Origin of the sequence: Gordonia sp. HS-NH1 (genome assembly GCF_001418765.1) — a bacterium.
Classification (GTDB): domain Bacteria; phylum Actinomycetota; class Actinomycetes; order Mycobacteriales; family Mycobacteriaceae; genus Gordonia.
Genome location: NZ_LIYC01000017.1, coordinates 1 through 18,412, shown reverse-complemented (window position 1 = coordinate 18,412; position 18,412 = coordinate 1). Strand labels below are relative to the sequence as shown.

At 66.8% G+C, this 18,412-nt stretch carries 15 protein-coding genes and 1 pseudogene; 10 read left to right on the top strand and 6 right to left on the bottom strand.

Annotated elements, in window-relative coordinates; translation table 11 throughout:
* Positions 1-49 precede the first annotated feature (49 nt).
* Both AMD30_RS13320 and AMD30_RS13315 read left to right on the top strand, forming a co-directional pair.
* Positions 50-832 carry a sulfite exporter TauE/SafE family protein gene (locus tag AMD30_RS13320; protein WP_010844926.1) on the top strand — a complete coding sequence of 261 codons (783 nt, stop codon included), beginning with the start codon at positions 50-52 and terminating at the stop codon, positions 830-832.
* A gap of 143 nt (positions 833-975) precedes the next feature.
* Positions 976-1,770 (top strand): class I SAM-dependent methyltransferase, encoded by a 795-nt coding sequence (locus AMD30_RS13315; RefSeq protein WP_055475956.1) that lies wholly within the window; start codon positions 976-978, stop codon positions 1,768-1,770.
* A 370-nt stretch (positions 1,771-2,140) separates the two neighbouring features.
* Here the strand turns inward: AMD30_RS13315 and AMD30_RS13310 are convergent, their stop codons facing one another.
* Both AMD30_RS13310 and AMD30_RS13305 read right to left on the bottom strand, forming a co-directional pair.
* Complete coding sequence (locus tag AMD30_RS13310; protein WP_055475955.1) at positions 2,141-2,974, bottom strand: aldo/keto reductase; 834 nt, start codon at positions 2,972-2,974, stop codon at positions 2,141-2,143.
* 148 nt (positions 2,975-3,122) lie between these two features.
* A complete protein-coding gene (locus tag AMD30_RS13305; RefSeq protein WP_055475954.1) occupies positions 3,123-6,554 on the bottom strand; it encodes a serine/threonine-protein kinase in 3,432 nt (1,143 codons plus the stop codon).
* Between the two features lie 214 nt (positions 6,555-6,768).
* On the opposite strand from AMD30_RS13305, the gene AMD30_RS13300 reads away from it, so the two are divergent.
* From AMD30_RS13300 to AMD30_RS13280, 5 genes and pseudogenes are all read left to right on the top strand, one after another.
* On the top strand, positions 6,769-6,972 hold the full coding sequence (locus AMD30_RS13300; RefSeq protein ID WP_004020476.1) for a cold-shock protein: 204 nt from the start codon (positions 6,769-6,771) through the stop codon (positions 6,970-6,972).
* 131 nt (positions 6,973-7,103) lie between these two features.
* A complete protein-coding gene (locus AMD30_RS13295) occupies positions 7,104-7,871 on the top strand; it encodes an oxygenase MpaB family protein (RefSeq protein ID WP_055475953.1) in 768 nt (255 codons plus the stop codon).
* A gap of 72 nt (positions 7,872-7,943) precedes the next feature.
* Positions 7,944-10,262, top strand: coding sequence for a glycerol-3-phosphate 1-O-acyltransferase (locus tag AMD30_RS13290; protein ID WP_055475952.1), 2,319 nt, complete (start codon positions 7,944-7,946; stop codon positions 10,260-10,262).
* A pseudogene (locus AMD30_RS13285) lies at positions 10,259-11,750 on the top strand (HAD-IB family hydrolase). Before AMD30_RS13290 ends, AMD30_RS13285 begins: the two are co-directional and overlap by 4 nt.
* A complete protein-coding gene (locus AMD30_RS13280) occupies positions 11,747-13,201 on the top strand; it encodes a wax ester/triacylglycerol synthase domain-containing protein (protein ID WP_055475951.1) in 1,455 nt (484 codons plus the stop codon). The pseudogene AMD30_RS13285 and the gene AMD30_RS13280 overlap by 4 nt, the downstream one beginning before the upstream one ends.
* Positions 13,202-13,208: 7 nt before the next feature.
* On the opposite strand, the gene AMD30_RS13275 is transcribed toward AMD30_RS13280, so the two are convergent.
* Complete coding sequence (locus tag AMD30_RS13275) at positions 13,209-13,958, bottom strand: FadR/GntR family transcriptional regulator (protein ID WP_010844600.1); 750 nt, start codon at positions 13,956-13,958, stop codon at positions 13,209-13,211.
* A 334-nt stretch (positions 13,959-14,292) separates the two neighbouring features.
* On the opposite strand from AMD30_RS13275, the gene AMD30_RS13270 reads away from it, so the two are divergent.
* The 3 genes from AMD30_RS13270 (at position 14,293) to AMD30_RS13260 (ending at position 16,002) form a co-directional block, all read left to right on the top strand.
* A complete protein-coding gene (locus AMD30_RS13270; protein WP_055475950.1) occupies positions 14,293-15,396 on the top strand; it encodes a zinc-binding dehydrogenase in 1,104 nt (367 codons plus the stop codon).
* Between the two features lie 7 nt (positions 15,397-15,403).
* Positions 15,404-15,607: a hypothetical protein gene (locus AMD30_RS13265; RefSeq protein WP_010844598.1), complete on the top strand. Its 204-nt coding sequence runs from the start codon at positions 15,404-15,406 to the stop codon at positions 15,605-15,607.
* 143 nt (positions 15,608-15,750) lie between these two features.
* On the top strand, positions 15,751-16,002 hold the full coding sequence (locus AMD30_RS13260) for a hypothetical protein (RefSeq protein ID WP_055475949.1): 252 nt from the start codon (positions 15,751-15,753) through the stop codon (positions 16,000-16,002).
* A gap of 196 nt (positions 16,003-16,198) precedes the next feature.
* Here AMD30_RS13260 and AMD30_RS13255 read toward each other — a convergent pair whose 3' ends face one another.
* The 3 genes from AMD30_RS13255 to AMD30_RS13245 all read right to left on the bottom strand — a co-directional run.
* Positions 16,199-16,414: a hypothetical protein gene (locus AMD30_RS13255; RefSeq protein WP_055475948.1), complete on the bottom strand. Its 216-nt coding sequence runs from the start codon at positions 16,412-16,414 to the stop codon at positions 16,199-16,201.
* Between the two features lie 36 nt (positions 16,415-16,450).
* Entirely contained in the window at positions 16,451-17,629 is a 1,179-nt protein-coding gene (locus AMD30_RS13250; RefSeq protein WP_156354234.1) for a hypothetical protein, read from the bottom strand.
* 154 nt (positions 17,630-17,783) lie between these two features.
* A partial coding sequence (locus AMD30_RS13245; RefSeq protein ID WP_231632716.1) for a hypothetical protein occupies positions 17,784-18,412 on the bottom strand: 629 nt, incomplete at its 5' end.

The window sequence follows — 18,412 nt, the reverse complement described above, 5'->3', positions numbered from 1 at the left end:
CCCCCCCCGGTGACTCCGCCGCTGTCGCCGGAGGGCACCCTCGAACTCTGTGACCATGTGGGAACTAGTCGCCGTACTCGTCGCCGGCGTCGGGGCGGGCGCCATCAACGCCCTGGTCGGCAGCGGGACCCTCATCACGTTCCCGACGCTGGTCGCGTTCGGCGTTCCGCCCGTGACCGCGACGATGTCCAACGCGATCGGCCTGGTGGCCGGCGGGGTGTCCGGCACATGGGGATATCGGCGCGAACTCGAGGGCCAGTGGCCGCGCCTCCGCTGGCAGATACCTGCGTCGTTCGTCGGCGCGATCGTCGGCTGCTGGCTTCTGCTCCACCTCCCGGAGACCGTGTTCGAGACGGTCGTCCCGGTTCTGCTCGTCGCCGCACTGATCCTGGTCGTCGCCCAGCCCTACATCCAGAAATGGGTGGGCCGCCGCTCGTCCACCGGCGGTGACCTCACCCCACAACACCTCGGTCCCGTACGGATGACCGCGATGATCGTCGGGACCTTCGCCGTGGGCGTCTACGGTGGCTACTTCACGGCTGCTCAGGGCATCCTGCTGATGGGCATCCTCGGCGTGGTGGTGCCCGATCATCTGCAACGCATGAATGCGGCGAAGAACCTCCTCGCCCTGGTCGTGAACGTCGTCGCCGCCGTCACGTACACGCTCGTCGCGTTCGACCGGATCGACTGGTCGGCCGCCGCGGCCATCGCGGTCGGATCGCTTGTCGGCGGCTTCATCGGTGCCCGCTACGGACGCCGCCTCTCGCCGCCCGCGCTTCGCGCGGTGATCGTCCTCGTCGGGCTGATCGGCCTGTGGCGCTTGCTGGCCTGAGGCTGGGTCTGTGGAGGAGGGTCGGAGCCTGCCGCCGGGCGCGCCAGGACGGCTGGACTCGCCTGGCTGAAACGCCGAAGCCACGCGACGACTGCCGGCGCCGGGGACAATGACCGGAGGTCAGGACAACCGAGGAGCGCGCGATGGTCGATTGGGACGGCGAGCGGTACGCGGACGTGAGCGCATTGCAGCGCATGGTCGCCGAGGAATCGATCGGGGATCTGGAACTCGCCGGAACCGAACGCCTGCTGGACATCGGTTGCGGCGACGGGTTCATCACGATGCTGCTGGCCGACCGGCTCCCGTCGGGCTCGGTTGTGGGCGTCGACGCCTCGCGCCGGATGATCGAACGCGCGCTGCTTCGGGTCCCGCCGGATCTGCTGCGCGTCCAGTTCCACGTCGACGACGTGCTGGCACTGCCCTTCGACGACGACTTCGACATCGCGGTGTCGTTCAACGCACTGCATTGGGTGCACGAGCAGGGCACGGCGCTACGCGGGATCGTCCGGAGTCTCGTCGACGGCGGCCGGGCGGTACTCCAGTTGGTTTGTGCGACAGAGCGACCGAGCATCGAGGAGGTGGCCATGGAGGTCGCTGCGCAGCCGGAATGGCGGCGCTACTTCGACGGTTTCACCGCGCCGTACGTTCACGTGGAATCGATCCGATTCGGGGAACTGGCAACCGACGCCGGATTCGTCGTCGACGATCTGTCGGTGAAAGACCTGCGCTGGCAGTTCGACTCGGTTGCCGATTTCCGTGCCTGGTTCGCGGTCGGAGCATCGGACTGGACGAGCCGACTGCCGGACAGCGCGGTCGACGACTTCGTCGGTGCCGTCATCGATCGGTACGCCGATGTCGTCGGTGAGCCTGCGCTGTTCCGGTTCAGTCAGCTGCGTGCCTCGCTGACGAAACCCGCTCGGCCCGAAGCACTTCCCTGATCCTCCGTGTCCCGCGGTCCAGGCGCGCGAAAGCGACGACCCTCCCCGCCCCCTGAGGTGCGAGGAGCGAAGGCGACGAGCCTCCCCGCCCCCTGAGGTGCAAGGAGCGAAAGCGACGACCCTCCCCGCCCCCTGAGGTGCAAGGAGCGAAAGCGACGAGCCTCGAAGGGCGGCGACGTCACGCCACCGAACCCTTCGAGGCTCGCTTCGCTCGCACCTCAGGGAGCAGGGGGGCGCCGCTCGCACCTCAGGGAGCAGGGGGCGCCGCTCACACTTCAGGGAGCGGGAGTTGCCGCACGGATTCGCGCACAGTCAATGAAAAACAGTGCACAGTCGACGAAAAGCGGTGCACAGTCGACGGGGGGTCAGGTCACTCCGGTACGTAGTTGAACGTGTCCGGGTCGGGGCCGATGCGGTCGTCGCTGTTCAGACGGTCGATCTGGGCGACCTCGGCGTCGGAGAGTTCGAAGTCGAACAGGGCGAAGTTCTCCTCGACCCGTGCGCGGGTGACCGACTTCGGGAAGACGATGTCACCGCGCTGGATGTGCCACCGCAGGGTGACCTGCGCCGGGGAACGGCCCTTGGCCTGGGCGATCTCGGTGATGACCGGGTCGTCGGTCACCTTGCCCTGCGCGATCGGCGACCACGCCTCGGTGGCGATCCCGTGCTCGGAATTGAACGCGCGCAACGGGTTCTGCGACAGGTACGGATGCACCTCGATCTGGTTCACCGCGGGCACGATGTCGGCCTCGTCGAACAGACGCTGCAGGTGAGCCTGGTGGAAGTTCGACACGCCGATGGCGCGCGCCTTGCCGTCGGCGTAGGCCTTCTCCAGGGCCTTCCAGGTCTGGACGTAGTCGCCCACCTCGGGCAGTGGCCAGTGGATCAGGAAGAGGTCGATCTGCTCGATGCCCAGGTCGGCCAGGGTGCCGTCGAGTGCCTTCAGCGCATCGTCGTGGTCGTGGAAGCCGTTGTTCAGCTTGCTGGTGATGAAGATGTCGTCGCGAGGAATCCCCGAGTCCCGGACCGCTTCGCCGACACCCTTCTCGTTGCCGTACATCTCAGCGGTGTCGATGTGCCGGTACCCGACCTCGAGCGCGGTGAGAGTTGCCTCCCGCGTGTCGTCCGGCGGGATCTGGAAAACTCCGAAACCCAACTGCGGGATCGTGATTCCGTTGTTGAGAGTGATGGTGGGGACTGTCATGCGAACTTGTCCTCTCTGTTGGGGTCTGGCGACACCGGCCGCGGCGCCGTCCTCGGGACGAGCCGATCGGGACACCCGAAGTCGAGGCGCCCGGCTGTGGCCGCGTTCAGGTTCAAGTCGATCCGTCGGTCGGGGTATTCCCGACACCTCACCGTTCAACCGGCCCGCCGCCGATGACCTGATCGAGGAACTCCGGCGGCAGTGACGCCGGATTCGACCGCTCACCTGCGCGGATACCTGTCGCGACCGCCTCGACTAGCCGCCGGAATCGGTCACCACCATCCAGCGGGAATCGCACCAGCCCGGCCGCCCCGCACTGCTCCAGGACCGACACGGTGAGTTCCTGGGCCTCCTCGAACCGTCCCGCCGCCGCGAGGCACACGGCGAGGAGTCGTTGCGCCCGCAACAGCGCCCGTCGTCGCCCGGTCCCGGTCAACCTGTCGACCCACCACTGCGCTCGCCGACACGCGGCGTCGGACGCGTCGGGACCATCGTCGGAATCCATCAGCAACCGGATCGCGGTCTCGGCGTCGAGCTGCGCGACGACCGCGGCGATGCCCTCGCTCGGCGTATCCCGGTCGGTATCGACGCGGGGCACGATCGGCCGCCGAGTCGGGAGTTGCCGCGTCACCTGCTCGTTCTCGGCGAGGGCACGGAGTCGTGGGGTGCCGAGCCGGCCGGCGACATCCACGGCTTCGTCGAGATACTTCGCCGCGGTCTCACGATCGTTGTGGCACAACGCCACTCTCGCCCCGATGAGGTGGCGGGCCTCGATCATGTCGACGACCCCCTCCGCGGCCCCGATCAGGGTGCTCTGACCGAGGAGCCGCTCGGCCTCGGCCAATTTGCCACGCTCATACAGGATCTCGGCGAGGAGAGCACAGGCGAGTCGGGCACCCTGGGACAGCACCGGCGAGCCACGTTCGCGCGACAACCGCAGCCCCACACGGAAACACGCCTCGGCATGGTCGAGGTCGAGCTGCTCGAGGTAGGCCAGCCCGTCGAGGCTGTAGCCGTACATCACCGCAAACGGCCCCTTGTTGCGCTGGTGCGCCGGGATCGCGCTCTGCTGCCAGCGGTGAGCGCCCTCGAAGTCGAATCGGAACATGGCACTCAGCGTTCCGACGTTGTGCACGGTGGACACCAGGAACGGCGACAGCTCGTCGGTCTGCGTGACGAGCCTCGTGCTCAGCTCGTCGAGCCCGTCGACGCGGTCGGAGATCGCGCCCACGCAGGCGCGGGCGATCTCTGCCTCCAGACGTATCCCGGCGCCGGCCTCGGCCTGCGGCAATCGCTCGAGCGCGCAATCCACACGATCGAGTGCCGTGTCGGCATCCGCCGTGCGATGGAGCAAGAGATTCGCCCATGCCACTTGCAGCTGGAGGATCGGATCGGCCTCGACCGTCACCGGCGGGAGCTTCTCGATCAGCGCGAGCAGGGCGGTCATCCGGGAATGCTCGATCAGCGACTGACCATCGGTCTCGACCAGTTCCACCGCACGGTCGACGTCCCCGGCGGCCAGCGCGTGATCGACCGCCTCCGCCAGCATGCGGTGCGCCGCGAACCACTCCGACGCCGTGCGGTGCAAGGACGTGATCACCTGCGGCTCATCACGTTCGAGGCGTCGACGGAGGAACTCGGCGAACATCGAGTGGAATCGGAACCACTCGGCCGCCTGGTCCGTTCGGGCCAGGAACAGGTCCTGCATCTCGATCTGCTCCAACATCGCCTGCCCGCGCGGCTCACCGGTCAGGGCGGTGGCCAACCCGGCACAGATGCGTTCCGGAAGAGACGCCTTGAGAAGGAACTGCAACACCTCGGGTTCCAGGGCGCCGAGGACGTTCTCGGCGAGGAAATCCCCGATGGCATGGTGGCGTCCGGAGATGTGACCGATGAGTTCCGTAGGCGCGTCCGAGGTACGCAGGGACACGCACGCCAGCTGCAGCGCGGCGACCCACCCGTCGGTGGAGCTCCACAGCTGGTCCACATCGTCGTTGCCCAGCTCCAGCCCCGCGACGTCACGCAAGAACCGGCCGGCCTCGGCCGCGTCGAAACACAAACGGGTCATGTCGATCTCGACGATCTCGTCGTGAACTCGGAGACGACCGATCGGGAGGCCGGCCCGCGTGCGGCTCGTCACGATCATCTGCCAGTGGTGACATCCGTGTTCCAGCAGATAGTCCATCACCCCGAGGACCGCGGGATCGCTCACCCGGTGCCAGTCATCGACGATGAGTGCGAGATTTCGGCGGCGGGAATGGATGTCGTTGATGAGGGAGGTGAGCACGTACTCCTGGGCGCGTTCGCCGTGCTCCTCGACGACGGCGGCCAGGTCACCGACGAGCTCGGGTTCGGCGCGGCCGAGCGATTCGACGAGGTTCGCGAGGAACCGCACCACGTCGTTGTCGCCGTCGTCGACCGTCAGCCAGGCCACCGCCACATCAGCGTCCACGAGACGTTCCGCCCACTGCGCCGCGAGCGTCGTCTTGCCGTAACCGGTCGGGGCGTGGATGAGCATCAGACGCCGGCGTTCCCCGTCTCGGAGCGCGTCCATGAGCCGGGCACGCGAGACCTGGGCGCGCGGTCGCAGTGGCGGCCGGAACTTGGTCGACGGCGTCGGCGGGCCGGTCGTGATCCGGCGACGCGCCGACTGGGGCGCGGACGGGTAGACCGCCGGACCGGCCGGCAGAGCCATCTCGTCAGGCGGTTCGCCGAGACGCCGCTGCGCCTCGCGGAGCTCCTCCCCCAGCGCCGCCGCTGAATCAGGACGGTTCCGGGGCTCTCGGGCCATCGCGTGCTCGATGCAGCGCGACACCTCGACCGGGAACCCGGCCGCCGAGAGGTCGGGCACTCCTTCACTCGCCACCCGGAGGAAGTGGGCGACCACCTGCTCGCCGCTGCGACGCTCGAAGGCGGCGTGCCCGGTCAGCGCGCAGAACAGCGTCGCGCCGAGGCCGTAGAGGTCGGCGGCCACCGAGGGCGGATCACCGGCCAACAGTTCCGGCGCGGTGAATGCCGGCGAACCGGTCACCAGATCGGCGTCGGTCTCGAAGCCGCCGGAGATCCGCGCGATCCCGAAGTCGGTGAGCTGTGGTTCCCCGTATTCGGTCAGCAGGATGTTGCCGGGCTTGATGTCCCGATGCAGGGTGTCGGCGCGGTGCGCGGTCTCCAGTGCGCCCGCCAGTTTGACGCCGTACCGCAGGACCTCCTGCCAGGCGAGAGGTCCGCCCTTGCGGATGCGCGCATCCAGCGAGGCGTGCGGGTGATATTGCATCACGATGAACGGAAATCCCTCGGGGGTGGAACCGACTTCGAGGATGTTCACGATGTTGGGGTGGCCCGACAACCGTCCCATGGCCCGCTGTTCACGAACGAACCTTTCGAGGTTCTCGGCGTCGAGGTGATCGGTCAGGACCTTCACCGCGACGTCGCGGTCCAGGGCCGGCTGCCGACAGCGGTACACCGCTCCGTAACCACCTCGGCCGATCTCGACCGGGTCGGTGAAACCTGACGCCACCAGTTCACCGGCGACGTCGCGGACGGCATCGCGTTGTGTTGTCAGCGGATCGTTCTCGGCCATGACTTGCCTCGATCGCGTGTCGATCGCCTGGTGCTCTGTCCAGAGTACTCACGCCGGGCCGGGCCCTCTGAGGGTTCGATACGGGGGAAGATTCATCAAGTTTTTCTGCTGTGATCCCGCCCTCGGGTTTGCAACCGCCGACATCTGTGAAAGAGTTGTTAGCGCAGCCATCGGTCTTGGTGGTTGCGCTCACTGAAGAAAGAAGTACAGCAGTATGGCACAGGGAACCGTCAAGTGGTTCAACGGCGAAAAGGGCTTCGGCTTCATCGCTCCCGACGATCAGGGCGCAGACGTCTTCGTCCACTACTCCTCCATCACCGGTAGCGGCTTCCGCAACCTCGAGGAGAACCAGCGCGTCGAATTCGACGTGGAGCAGGGTGCCAAGGGCCCCCAGGCTACCAACGTCAGCGCGCTCTGAGCTCCTGACTTTCGCGAAACGCCCCTTCGGCCTCTCGGTCGGACGGGGCGTTTCGTCGTTTCCGGGGCGTCACAGCCATATCTGATAACGTTCGTGGTCAGATGCTGGTCTGACGCGGACGGGAGACGAGTGTGCCGCTCGACGAGAACTCACTTCTCTGGCGCTATGTCGGCGACCGCCGGTTCGTCATGTCGATCTGCCGAGCCGTCTCGCTGCAGATGCTGCACCCGTCGATTGCCTCGGCCACGCACCGGTTCTCGATGGTCGAGAGTCGTGTCTTCGTCCACAAACGACGGACGACTCCCTGCATCATCCGGTCGGCCTATGAGGACGACTTCGACGCTCTGCGCCGAATCCGCTACAGCCACGACCACTTTCACGGTCGACGACCCGACGGGCGGCGCTATCACGCACTCAATCCCGCGACCTTCCTCTTCGAGCACGCGACCTACGTCGACGCGCTCTTCACCTGTGTCGACGTGTTCTTCGGGGGGCTCGATCCCGAAGAACGCGAGCGGTTGTATGCCGAGACCCGCGAGTGGTACGGCCGATACGGCATCTCCGCCCGCGAGCTTCCGGCGACGCTGACCGACTTCGACGAGTATTTCGCCGACGCGCTGGTGACCGAACTCGATCCCGACCCGGGGCTCGGGTGGTACCGAGCGCAACTGCTGCGGCCCGACTACTGGTACTTCCGCGCACTCCCCTCCCCCGCCGTGCGCGCCATCCAGCACCCCGCGGCCGCCGAGCATCTCGGCGTGACGCCGTCGCGGTCCGACCAGCGCAGCCTGGCGCTCACCGCATCGATACTGCGGGCCGCCGACACGGTCGCCCCCACCCGCAACATCTGGCCGGGTGAGGTGCGCAGCAAGGTACTCGCGGCGCGTCGGCCGTCCTGACGAAAACCCGCCCTCCCCGATGTAGTCCACGTCACAATGAGGCGTGGTGCGGCCCGAGGAGACGTGAGGGTGATGCAGGTGACCGATCCGGTGGTGGTGCTGACCAAGGCCCGCACGTCGTGCGAGATGCGGGCAGTGCGTGAGTGGACATCGGCGAACTACCCGGACGCGACGATCTCCCGATCGGTGGAGCTCGACTTCGACGCGATGGCGCCGGAAACGCTCCTCGTCCCGGTCCGGGCGGTGTGGCTGCCGGCCGTCCGGCAGGGCGAGCGACGGGTCACCCTGGGCGACGTGCTGGTGCTGTCCAATCCGCGGCGTCCGCTCGGCGCGGTTCAGCCGCTGATCCGCAGACGACGGCCGGACAGTCTTCGCGTCGTCGCCGGTGCGCCCGCCACGATCGCGGAACTGCGCGCCCGCTACACCCACCACCAGGCACAGGGTGAACCGTTCGCCCAGTTCGTCCTGTTCCAGGCGTCGATGTCGGCCGAGCGAGCCGAACGTCAGATCGTCGGCGACCGCTACAAGGTCCCCCGGCTGGTCGCCGAGCAGATCAGCAGTTCATCTCGATTCCGGACGGCTGCGGCCAAACTCGCAGCCGAACTGGGCCGGCCCACCGATGCGGTGGTCGCCGAGGCCACCGACAAACTCTCGACCTTCGTCGCCACTCAGAGCCGCCTCATGGACGACGTGTTCTCGGCGACCTTCAACCGGTTGCACGAGCGGGCCTGGAACGTCACGGTCGACGTCGAGAACCTCAACACCCTGCGCACGCTCAACAAGTCCACCGGTCTGATCTTCCTGCCGTCCCACCGGTCCTACGTCGATCCGCTCGTCCTCGCCAAAGTGTTGCGCACCAACGATTTCCCACCCAATCTGGTGCTGGGCGGCAACAATCTGTCGTTCTGGCCGGTGGGTCCGGTCGCCCGCCGGGCCGGGATGATCTTCATCCGACGGAAGTTCGGCGCGGACCCGGTCTACAAGTTCGCCATGCGTTCCTACCTCGCCTACATCGTCGAGAAGCGCTTCAATCTGGAGTGGTACATCGAGGGGGGTCGCAGCCGGACCGGCAAGCTGCGGAAGCCCAAACTCGGCTTGCTCACCTATGTCGTCGACGCCGTGGGCCAGCTCGACGAGGCCGACGTCACGATCGTGCCGACGTCGATCGTGTACGACCAGCTCCAGGAGATCGGCGCGATGGCGGCCGAGGATGCCGGTGGCACGAAGAAGCCAGAGGGGGTCGGGTGGCTGTTGCGGTACGCGAAGGCGCAACGCGACTACCTCGGTGAGGCGCGGGTGCGATTCGGCACGCCCATCTCGTTGCGAACCGCTCTCGACGAGGCCGGCGAAGGACGCGCGCGCCTCGAGAAGGTCGCGTTCCGGGTGATGGACGAGATCAATTCCGCCACACCGATATCGGCCACGTCGCTGGCCGGTTTCGCCCTCCTCGGCGCGCACGACCGGGCGTACACCCTCGCCGAGATCGAGGCGATCCTGGCTCCCCTGCTCGACTACATCCGCCGGCGCGAGCTGCCCGGACCGGACCCAGCCCTGTGCCGCGGGCTCGGCCTCACCCAGACCCTGCGTGTCCTCGCCGGCAACGGCGTCGTGAGCTGTTTCGACGGCGGGTCCGAGCCGGTGTGGTCCATCGTGCCGGACAACCATGCGGTCGCCGCCTACTACCGCAACGGCGCGCTGCACCATTTCGTCGACCGGGCGATCGTCGAGGTCGCCATGCTCGCCGTGGCCGACGGCGAGGTCCGGGCCGACGACATCCCGCCCGAGGAGACCCCGATCGGATACGACGAGACGGCCGACGGTCCGATCGCCGACGAGGGGTTGCTCGCCGCGTCGCAACGCGAGGCCCTTCGGATCCGGGACCTGCTGAAGTTCGAGTTCTTCTTCCCGCCCAAGACCGAGTTCCTACACCGCCTCGGCCTCGAACTCGACCTGCTCGCCCCCGGTTGGCGTGCGGTCACCCCGACCCGGGAATGGACCTATGAGGTACTGCACGGGCACACGGGCGGCCTCCTGGCCCGACGCACCCTGCAGCCGTTCTTCGACGCCCAGCTGGTCTTCGCGGCCAAGCTCGTGGAACTCGGCACGACGTCACACGACAAAGACGACCTGATCACCGACTGTCTGGGACTCGGTCGTCAGTTGTCGCTACAGGGTGTTGTGCGCAGCAAGGATTCGGTGTCGAAGGACCTCTACGACGGCTGCTATCAGCTCGCCGACAACCGCAACCTGATCCACGGCGAGAACGTTGCGGACCTCGCTGCCGCGCGGCAGGCCTGGCTCGACGAGGTCGAGTCGATGCGCGGGCGGCTGGCGCGGATCGCGTCGATCGAGGACATCCAACCCGCCGTCTGGTCGGAGGTCACGACGTGAGCGCCTTCACCGACCGCATGCGGGCCATCCGATCTGCGCCCACCGGCAAGAAGGTCGCCGCGCTCTTCGACTACGACGGCACCTTGATCGAAGGGTTCTCCGCGGCGGCCATCATGCGGGCACGGTTGCGCAGCATGGAATTCGGGTTCGGTGAGCTCGCCGACTTCCTGCTGATCGGCTTGCGCGGCGTCGTCTCCGAACAGGACTACGCGGAGGTACTCGACGCCACGCGCCCGACCTTCGCCGGCAAGACGTACGCCGAGCTGATCGAGTTCGGCGAACACCTCTTCAAATACGAGACGGCAGCCAAGTTGCGGCCACAGATGTGGCAGATCCTGCGCGCGCACCGGGAGATGGGACACACCATCGTGATCGCGTCGTCGGCGACCCGATTCCAGATCGAACCCATCGCGCGGGAGATCGAGGCCGACTTCGCGCTCGCCACCGACGTCGAGGTCGTCGACGGGGTGGTCACCGGCAACATCCGGGGCCGACCGCTCTGGGGACCCGGAAAGGCCGCCGCGGTACGGACTCTCGCGCGCGAGCACGGTATCGATCTGACCGCCTCGTTCGCCTACAGCGACGGCAACGAGGACATCCCCTACCTCGAGTCCGTGGGCAACCCGGCAGCGGTGTCTCCTCGTCGAATCCTCCGGGCGGAGGCCGAATCCCGCGGCTGGCCGATCATCGACCTGAAGAATCCCACGTACAACCGGCTCGGGATGCTGGCCAGAACCGGCGCCTTCTACAGTTCCTTTCTCGCATCCGCCGCGGTGGGTGTCACCACCGGGCTCGTCCGACGCGATCCCCACGCACTCGTCGAGGCCCTGCCGACCGGCACCGACGTCGGGCTGTCACTGGCCGGAATCCACGTGCAGGTCCTCGAGGGCGGCGAGTACCTCACGTCGGCACGCCCGTGCGTGTTCCTGTTCAACCACCAGTCGAAGCTCGACCTGCCGGTGATGATCAACCTGGTCCGGTCCGAGGCCACCGGGGTCGCCAAGAAGGAGGTGCAGCGGGTCCCGGTGGTCGGTCCGATCCTGCAGCAGGCCGGGCTCGTGTTCATCGACCGCGCCGACCCGGGCCGCGCGATCGAACAACTGGCGCCCGCGGTGAAAGCGCTACGGGACGAGGGGATGTCGCTGGTGGTCGCACCCGAGGGCACCCGATCGCCCACCCCACGGGTGGGCCGGTTCAAGAAGGGGCCCTTCCACATCGCCATGCAGGCCGGTGTTCCCGTCGTACCGGTGGTCCTGCGCAACACCGGCGAGTTGATGTGGCGGAGCGCAACTCATCCGTCCGGGAACCGTCGAGGTGATGGTCCTGCCGCCGGTGGACACGAGCACCTGGTCACCAGAGGAGATCGGTGCCCGCGCCGAAGAGGTTCGGCAGTTGTACGTCAGCGCCCTGGCCGACTGGCCGCTGGACTTCTTCGCCGACGACGACGTCCGACCACCGGTCGAGGTCCCCGAGGAGAGGCAACTGTGAGCGACGAGACCGACCTGACCGATGGGGTGGACCGGCCGCTGGACTGGGCCAACGAGCCGCACATGAGCTCGGTGGACACCATCATGTGGCGCGGCGACACCGACCGGCGGATGCGCGGGACGATCTGCATGCTCGAGGTGTACGACTGCGCCCCGGACTGGGACCGGCTCATGGCCGCCCACGAATGGGGTAGCCGGATGGCACCGCGATTCCGGCAGCGCGTCGTCGACTCGCCGTTCGGCACCGGAACGCCGAGCTGGGCGGTCGACCCGGACTTCGACCTGCACTACCACCTGCGCCGAATCCGGTTGGGCGGCAACGGCAGCATGCGCGAGCTGCTCGTCACGTGTGAGCAGCTCGCGATGACCGCCCTCGACGCCGCCCGGCCGCCGTGGGAGGGCACGCTGATCGAAGGCCTCCCCGACGGCAAGGCGGCGTACTTCCTCAAGGCCCACCACGCCCTGACCGACGGCATGGGCGCCATCATCGGACTCGCACAGCTGCATTCGCCCACGCGCGAGCACAACCCGGGCAAACCGCAACCACCGAGTCCCGACCCGGTGAACATCACCTCCCTCGACCTGCTACGCCGTCAGGTGGGCGAGGAGATCCGGCGAATCCCGCACCGCGTGGACACCACCTTCCGCGGCGTACGCGCCCTGGCCCACCCTCGGCGAGCACTGAGTTCTGTTCTGCGATACGGGCGCTCGGTTCCGCGGGTCGCGGGTCTGGTCAGTCCACCCGGTTCCCCGCTGCTCGCGCACCGGAGCCTGTCGTGGCGTTTCAGCGCCTTCGAGGTCCCGTTCACCGACCTCAAGGCGGCCGCGACGGCGACCCATGCGTCGATCAACGACATCTACCTGGCCGGGCTCGTCGGCGGTTTCCGCCTCTATCACGAGAAGATGGGCACCCCGATCGAGACGATGCCGGTCGCGATCCCGATCTCGGTGCGCCGTCCGGAGGATCCGGCCGGCGGAAACCGCATCGCGGTGGGTCGACTGGCCGGACCGGTCGGGATCACCGACCCGTTCGAGCGCGTGCTCACCATCCGCGAACAGGTGCGCGTCGCCAGGCACGAACCGGCGGTCGACATCTTCAACACCCTCGGTTCGGTGATGGCCTGGCTCCCCGGTTCGGTCCTCATGCAGTTCAGCGGGACGACCAGCCAGAACGATCTCCAGGCGAGCAACGTGCCGGGCATCCCGTGGGACACCTACGTGGCCGGCGCCAAGGTCGAGCGGATGTTTCCCTTCGGCCCGCTCCCCGGTTGCGCGATGATGGCGACGATGATCACCCACAACGGAACAGCCTGTCTCGGAATCAATTCCGATGGTGCCGCGGTCACCGACCTCGAGCTGTTCGCGGACTGCCTCGTCGCCGGTTTCGGTGAGGTGCTCGCGCTGGCGGCCGACGACGAGGTGGTGCCGGGGGTTCTGCGGCGGGTGGTGTAGCCGACGCTCAGATCCGCCACTGCACGGGCCGGGAGATGATGTCGCGGAGCCGGCGGCGGTAGTACCGCGCGGATTCCTGGTTGAAGAAGTCCATCGCTGCCGCGGTCGCCTCGACATCGCGAGCGCGCATCGCGTCGAGGACGTCCTGCTGGAGTTCGTAGGCCGCGCGCCGCGTCGCGAGGGGATGCTCCACGGGTTCGGCGTCGCGGACGAGCAGCCACAACGTCTCCATCACCACGCGCAACGCGGGATTACCCGCCGCCTCGTACACCCCGCGCTGGAATGCGGCGTTGCTCTCCTGGAAGCTGGCGTGGTCCTCCAGATGATCCCGCATCCGGTCCAGAGCCGACTGCATCGACTCGACCTGCTCGTCGGTGACGTTCTGCGCGGCTGCCCGGGCCACCATCGGCTCGAGCATCAGACGGACATCGATGACGTCACTGATGTTCGCGCCGTTGATCTGGAGGAAGAGCTTCATGATGTTGCCGAGCGAATCGAGTTCGGGCCGTTTGGCTATCGGTCCCCCGCCGATTCCGGCCTTGATCGTCACGAGGTCGCGGCTCTCGAGGAGACGCAGCGCCTCGCGCACGGTCGTGCGGGCCACGCCGTACTCGCTGACCATCTCTTTCTCGGTCGGGAGGCGCTGGCCCTCGACGATGCCGCCGCCGAGGATCTCCTCGGCCACCATGTTGGCCACCCGCGCGGACATCTTCTGCCCGCGCGGCCGCCGGGTGGCGGGCTTGTCGGCGACGGTCATGCGGCTCCCGGGGTCGGCTGATCGGTCGGTGCCGACACCTTACCCGCCCGAACCTGCCGTCGAACTGCGATCGGCACCTGTCATCGTCGTCGAACGGGCGGTTGCGAGAGATGAACGGTCACTCTCCGAGCATCCCCGGTTCCCGGATCGCCGCGGAGCCGAAGGTCGCCGACCCGGCCGGGAGCCGACAGCTCCGACCCTATGATCGATTGACGACCACCCGTCGAACGCCCCTGGTGCTGTCGACACCGGCCCGCCGGAGGGGAACCCCCTCGCATGCGAGTCGGGCCGCTGCGGGGCCCGACTCGTCCCGCCCACAGAAGGAGGACTCGTCATGAAAGCTGCTGTCTGGGAGGGAAGTACACCGAGACTCGCGGTCGAGGAGATCCCCCGCCCGACGCCCCGTCGCGGCGAGATCCTGCTCAAGGTCACGGCGTGCGGGGTCTGTCACACCGACCTACACGTGCTGAAGTCCGAGGTCGCCTTCCCTGCGCCCGCGGTCCTCGGCCACGAGGTCTCCGGTGTGATCAAGCAGCTCGGTGAGGGTGTCGACACCCTCGCCGTGGGCGATCGGGTCGTGTGCAGTTTCATCATGCCGTGCGGCGAATGCCGCCACTGCGCGCGTGGGTTGGACGATCTGTGCGAGAAGTTCTTCGCGCACAACCGACTCAAGGGCACGCTCTACGACGGCGAGACCCGTCTGGCCCGCGCGGACGGCAGCCCGCTCGCCATGTACTCGATGGGCGGACTCGCCGAATACTGTGTCGTCCCTGCCTCGGACGCGTTCGTCGTCCCCGACGGAGTGGGGCTGGGCGAGGTCTCCATCCTCGGTTGCAGTTCGTTCACCGCGCTCGGTGCGGTGAACAACGCCGAACTGCGGCTCGCCGATCGCATCGCCGTCGTCGCGGCGGGCGGCGTCGGGTCGTCGATCGTCCAGTTCGCCGCGGCAGCGGGAGTCGCCCAGATCATCGCCATCGACGTGAACGACGACAAGCTCCGGGCGGTGGCGGAACTCGGTGCGACGCATACCGTCAACTCCCGGGACACCGACGTCGTCGCCGAGGTCCGGGCACTGACCGGCGGCCACGGCGTCGACGTCGCCTTCGAGGCCCTGGGACATCCGAGCACCTTCGCCACCGCGCTCGACATCCTCGATGACGGCGGCCGCGCGGTGGTCGTCGGCATCGCACCGGCCGGCACGCCCGGCGAACTCGACCTGGCCCGCCTCGTACGCCGCAGCCTCCAGATCCGCGGCTCCTACGGCGCGAAAGCCCGACGCGACATGCCGGCGCTGCTCCGCATGGTGGCCGGCGGGATCGTGGAGCCGGAACGGGTGATCACCCGCCGCTATCGTCTCGAGGACGTCGACGACGCCTATCAGGCGCTGGCCCGCGGCGAGATCATCGGCCGGGCGATCATCGAGATGGGCTCCGAATGAGGGCACCATGGTCATCATGGTCATGCTCGTCCTCGTCCTGATGGTCGGGACCGCCGCATCGGTGTGTGCGCTGACCGCTGCGTACGTCTATCTACGGCCCGGCGACGACCATCTGCACGCCGAACGACTGGCCCGGCGCTGGCTGGTCGCTACCGCAATCCTCGGGTTGACGGCCCTGTGCCTGCGATTCGGATGGGTGCTGCTGAGCTGAGGTCAGCGCCGGCCTCCCAGCAGAGTGCTTTTCGTACCGGTTCCGGCACTCATTCCGCACTCTGCTGACATAGGCTGCCGACCAGCTGGGGCGACGGCTGGGGCGACGGCTGGTACGGATTCAACCTCGACGACGTCGACGCGGTGGCCGACCGGATCGCTAGGATCGACCGGTTCTGCCAGGAGAGCGTACGCAACCGTAGCGAGCTCGATGTCGCTGTTGCGCTGAGGAATCCCGATCCTTCGGACCGTCACCGACTCGCCTCGCTGGGCGTCGACGAACTCGTGTTGGTGGAGTCACCACCCGAGGACGTCATCGATCTCGTTCCACTCGACCAGAGGACACGCAGCCAATCCACCCAACGACTGTTGAACGGCGCCACCTCACCGCGCTGAGCACATTGGTGCCGCGCTGCCCCTTGACCGCCTCGATCCGGCTGAACTCATCGATCGCTCCGTCCGTGAGCCATCTGCGCCACACGCCGAGGACGACCTCCTCCGGTGGCTTTCGCAGCGCTGTAGGACCTTTCAGTGTCAACGTGAGGCGAGTGCCGTCCAGCTTGGCCAGCCCGGCGGACTGGACAAGTAATGGCTAGCCGAACGCTGCGATCGCCGCGTCGACATAGAGGTCACCGCTGACAAAATGGTTGGCGACAGGCTTCACCGTTGCGAGCGATGTGCGCGCGGTCTTCGCACCGCACCAGAGTTGCCCCGACGCGCACAACTCCAGAACCGCGCGCACATTGGCCAGCGCTTCCTGTTCGGTGGATCGAACCTGGGTGCCGGCATCTGTGCCCGCGTCCGCCACTTGTGCACATTCCCGGGTCAGGTCGAAGGACTCTTGCTAGTAGATTCCTACGGACCAGCGTCCGCCGTAATACACCGGTGAGGACGTCCGGAAACTGTAGGAATCACATGTCAGATAGGCGACTACCTTCTCTGCCGCGTGCTTGTGCTTCCATGCTTGGTCTCCTGTGACCCGAAGCGACTTTGCCTTCAGCGCACGCGCCCGCTGTTTTGTGCCTGTCAGAACGTCCTGCCACGGCTCCTTCGACACGTCTGCTCGAACTATGTAGATAGCATCCTGACCCGCCATCGGACTGACGGCCACCGCGTGCTCGAGGATGCCCGACGTGACAACGAGGACATGATAATCCGCGAGCGCTCCGCTGAGAGTGTCGCGCGGTTTCAGTGACGGGTCGGGGCGCAAAACTCGAAACTGCAGACCTGCATTCCTCCTCATCTTCGCCTGAACCAGTTCGAGAACCCCCAATCTGTCCTCGTCATAGGCCGCCGGCCTAGAGCGGCGGACCAGCTGCGTGTCGTCAGTCTTGATTTCTTGAAATGCCTGCCGCGTACCCGGCGGGAGAACCTGGCGATCTAAATATTCCCCCGGCGATTTGGGTGGACCGAGTTGTCCTGCCAGGTTGGCGAGCTCGTCAAACTCTCCTCGGAAAATTTGATCTGTATCGACCATCGCCAGCCATCGCCGGTCCTCGAACTTGCCGAGTTCGCGTGCGACGTAACGATAGGCCTCGCGAGCGTTGACTGTGAGGGTCGAACTTGAAGTGCCGTCGGACATTCGGGATACGCTGTCAGCAGCCGATTCGACCACATCGATGGCACGGTCGACCCACGTGTCGTCACTGGTCATGGCGATGACGACCAGCGAGTCGAGCAGGTCGTTCGCCCTGTCAATATGCAGAGGGCCGGCCGAAAAAACCTGAGCGCCAAGCTTTGCAATCGGAATCTCGGGATTCGAGAGCGGCCCGCGCCATCCAAAGTCGTCGCGCAACTCATAAATCCTCGCACACTCTCGCTTGACGGTGTCAGCAATAAGACGCAATTGCTCTATCGGGTCGTCCGGATACCGGACGTTGTCCTCTCCGTGGTCACGGACGAATCGCCATCCAAGGTAGGTGTTGGCCTGCTCGGGACTGAACCGCCAGAGTTGTGCTGCTATCGATTCGGCTGCAGGGAAATTTGCGGGAACGGCCGCAAGCAACCGCTTGATGTTGAACAATCTCGCACCTCGGTTTCAGGTCCATACACCGTATGGACAGGATTCGCAGCATCTTTGAGATAACCCGGAGTCGCTTTCAGCAGGTCCGCCATGACCGACGAGGGTGCGGGCGCGGCGACCTGTACTCACCGTCTCAACTGCAATGCCCGACCATTCAAGAGTCCTGCCGCAACATCGACACGAGTGCTCGCTCCCCGGCCACCAGGTCGTCGACAGTGTCCGTCGTGAGGTCGTCGGTACCGGCCAGAACACAGTCGGCGAGGGCCAGGAATTCGCTGAGGCCTCGTTGAATGACGCCGAGCCAGGGGTCCTGCCGCGACTGCTCGACGGCACGGAAACCCGTTTGCGCCAGAACATCCGAACCAGACGGAAGTGCCGGGACGGTCACCGAGAGGCTCTGTACGTCACGTGCCCACATCACGTCGCCGAGAACAGCGGCGACGACATCGGTGATCGGGTCGAGCGCGTCGGCAAGTTCGGCCCCCGGTAGCCGCAGAGTGAGTGTGTCGCCTTCCGCATCTGAGTCGCGGATCGACTCCAACTCTAAACCCGTCGCGTCGGATACCGACACTGCCTGTCGCTGAACGAATTCGAGCGACCCGTCGGTGAATCCGGCGCTGTTCACCGACGTTAGCAGGTCGTCGAGCAGCGCCAACCGGGCGGCGTTCTCCCCCTTCCACCACGTGGTTACTCGCTCACTATTGTCGGGCTGCTCGACCCCTCGTGTCGGCATGTGCCCGACCGCCCACTGTCGGAGTGTGCTGTGATCCCTCCCGGCGTTTC

Excerpts from the sequence above, each read along its gene's own strand:
- AMD30_RS13315 (WP_055475956.1), top strand. The coding sequence starts at position 976 with ATGGTCGATTGGGACGGCGAGCGGTACGCGGACGTGAGCGCATTGCAG.
- AMD30_RS13310 (WP_055475955.1), bottom strand. The coding sequence starts at position 2,974 with ATGACAGTCCCCACCATCACTCTCAACAACGGAATCACGATCCCGCAG.
- AMD30_RS13305 (WP_055475954.1), bottom strand. The coding sequence starts at position 6,554 with ATGGCCGAGAACGATCCGCTGACAACACAACGCGATGCCGTCCGCGAC.
- AMD30_RS13300 (WP_004020476.1), top strand. The coding sequence starts at position 6,769 with ATGGCACAGGGAACCGTCAAGTGGTTCAACGGCGAAAAGGGCTTCGGC.
- AMD30_RS13290 (WP_055475952.1), top strand. The coding sequence starts at position 7,944 with ATGCAGGTGACCGATCCGGTGGTGGTGCTGACCAAGGCCCGCACGTCG.
- AMD30_RS13275 (WP_010844600.1), bottom strand. The coding sequence starts at position 13,958 with ATGACCGTCGCCGACAAGCCCGCCACCCGGCGGCCGCGCGGGCAGAAG.
- AMD30_RS13270 (WP_055475950.1), top strand. The coding sequence starts at position 14,293 with ATGAAAGCTGCTGTCTGGGAGGGAAGTACACCGAGACTCGCGGTCGAG.
- AMD30_RS13265 (WP_010844598.1), top strand. The coding sequence starts at position 15,404 with ATGGTCATCATGGTCATGCTCGTCCTCGTCCTGATGGTCGGGACCGCC.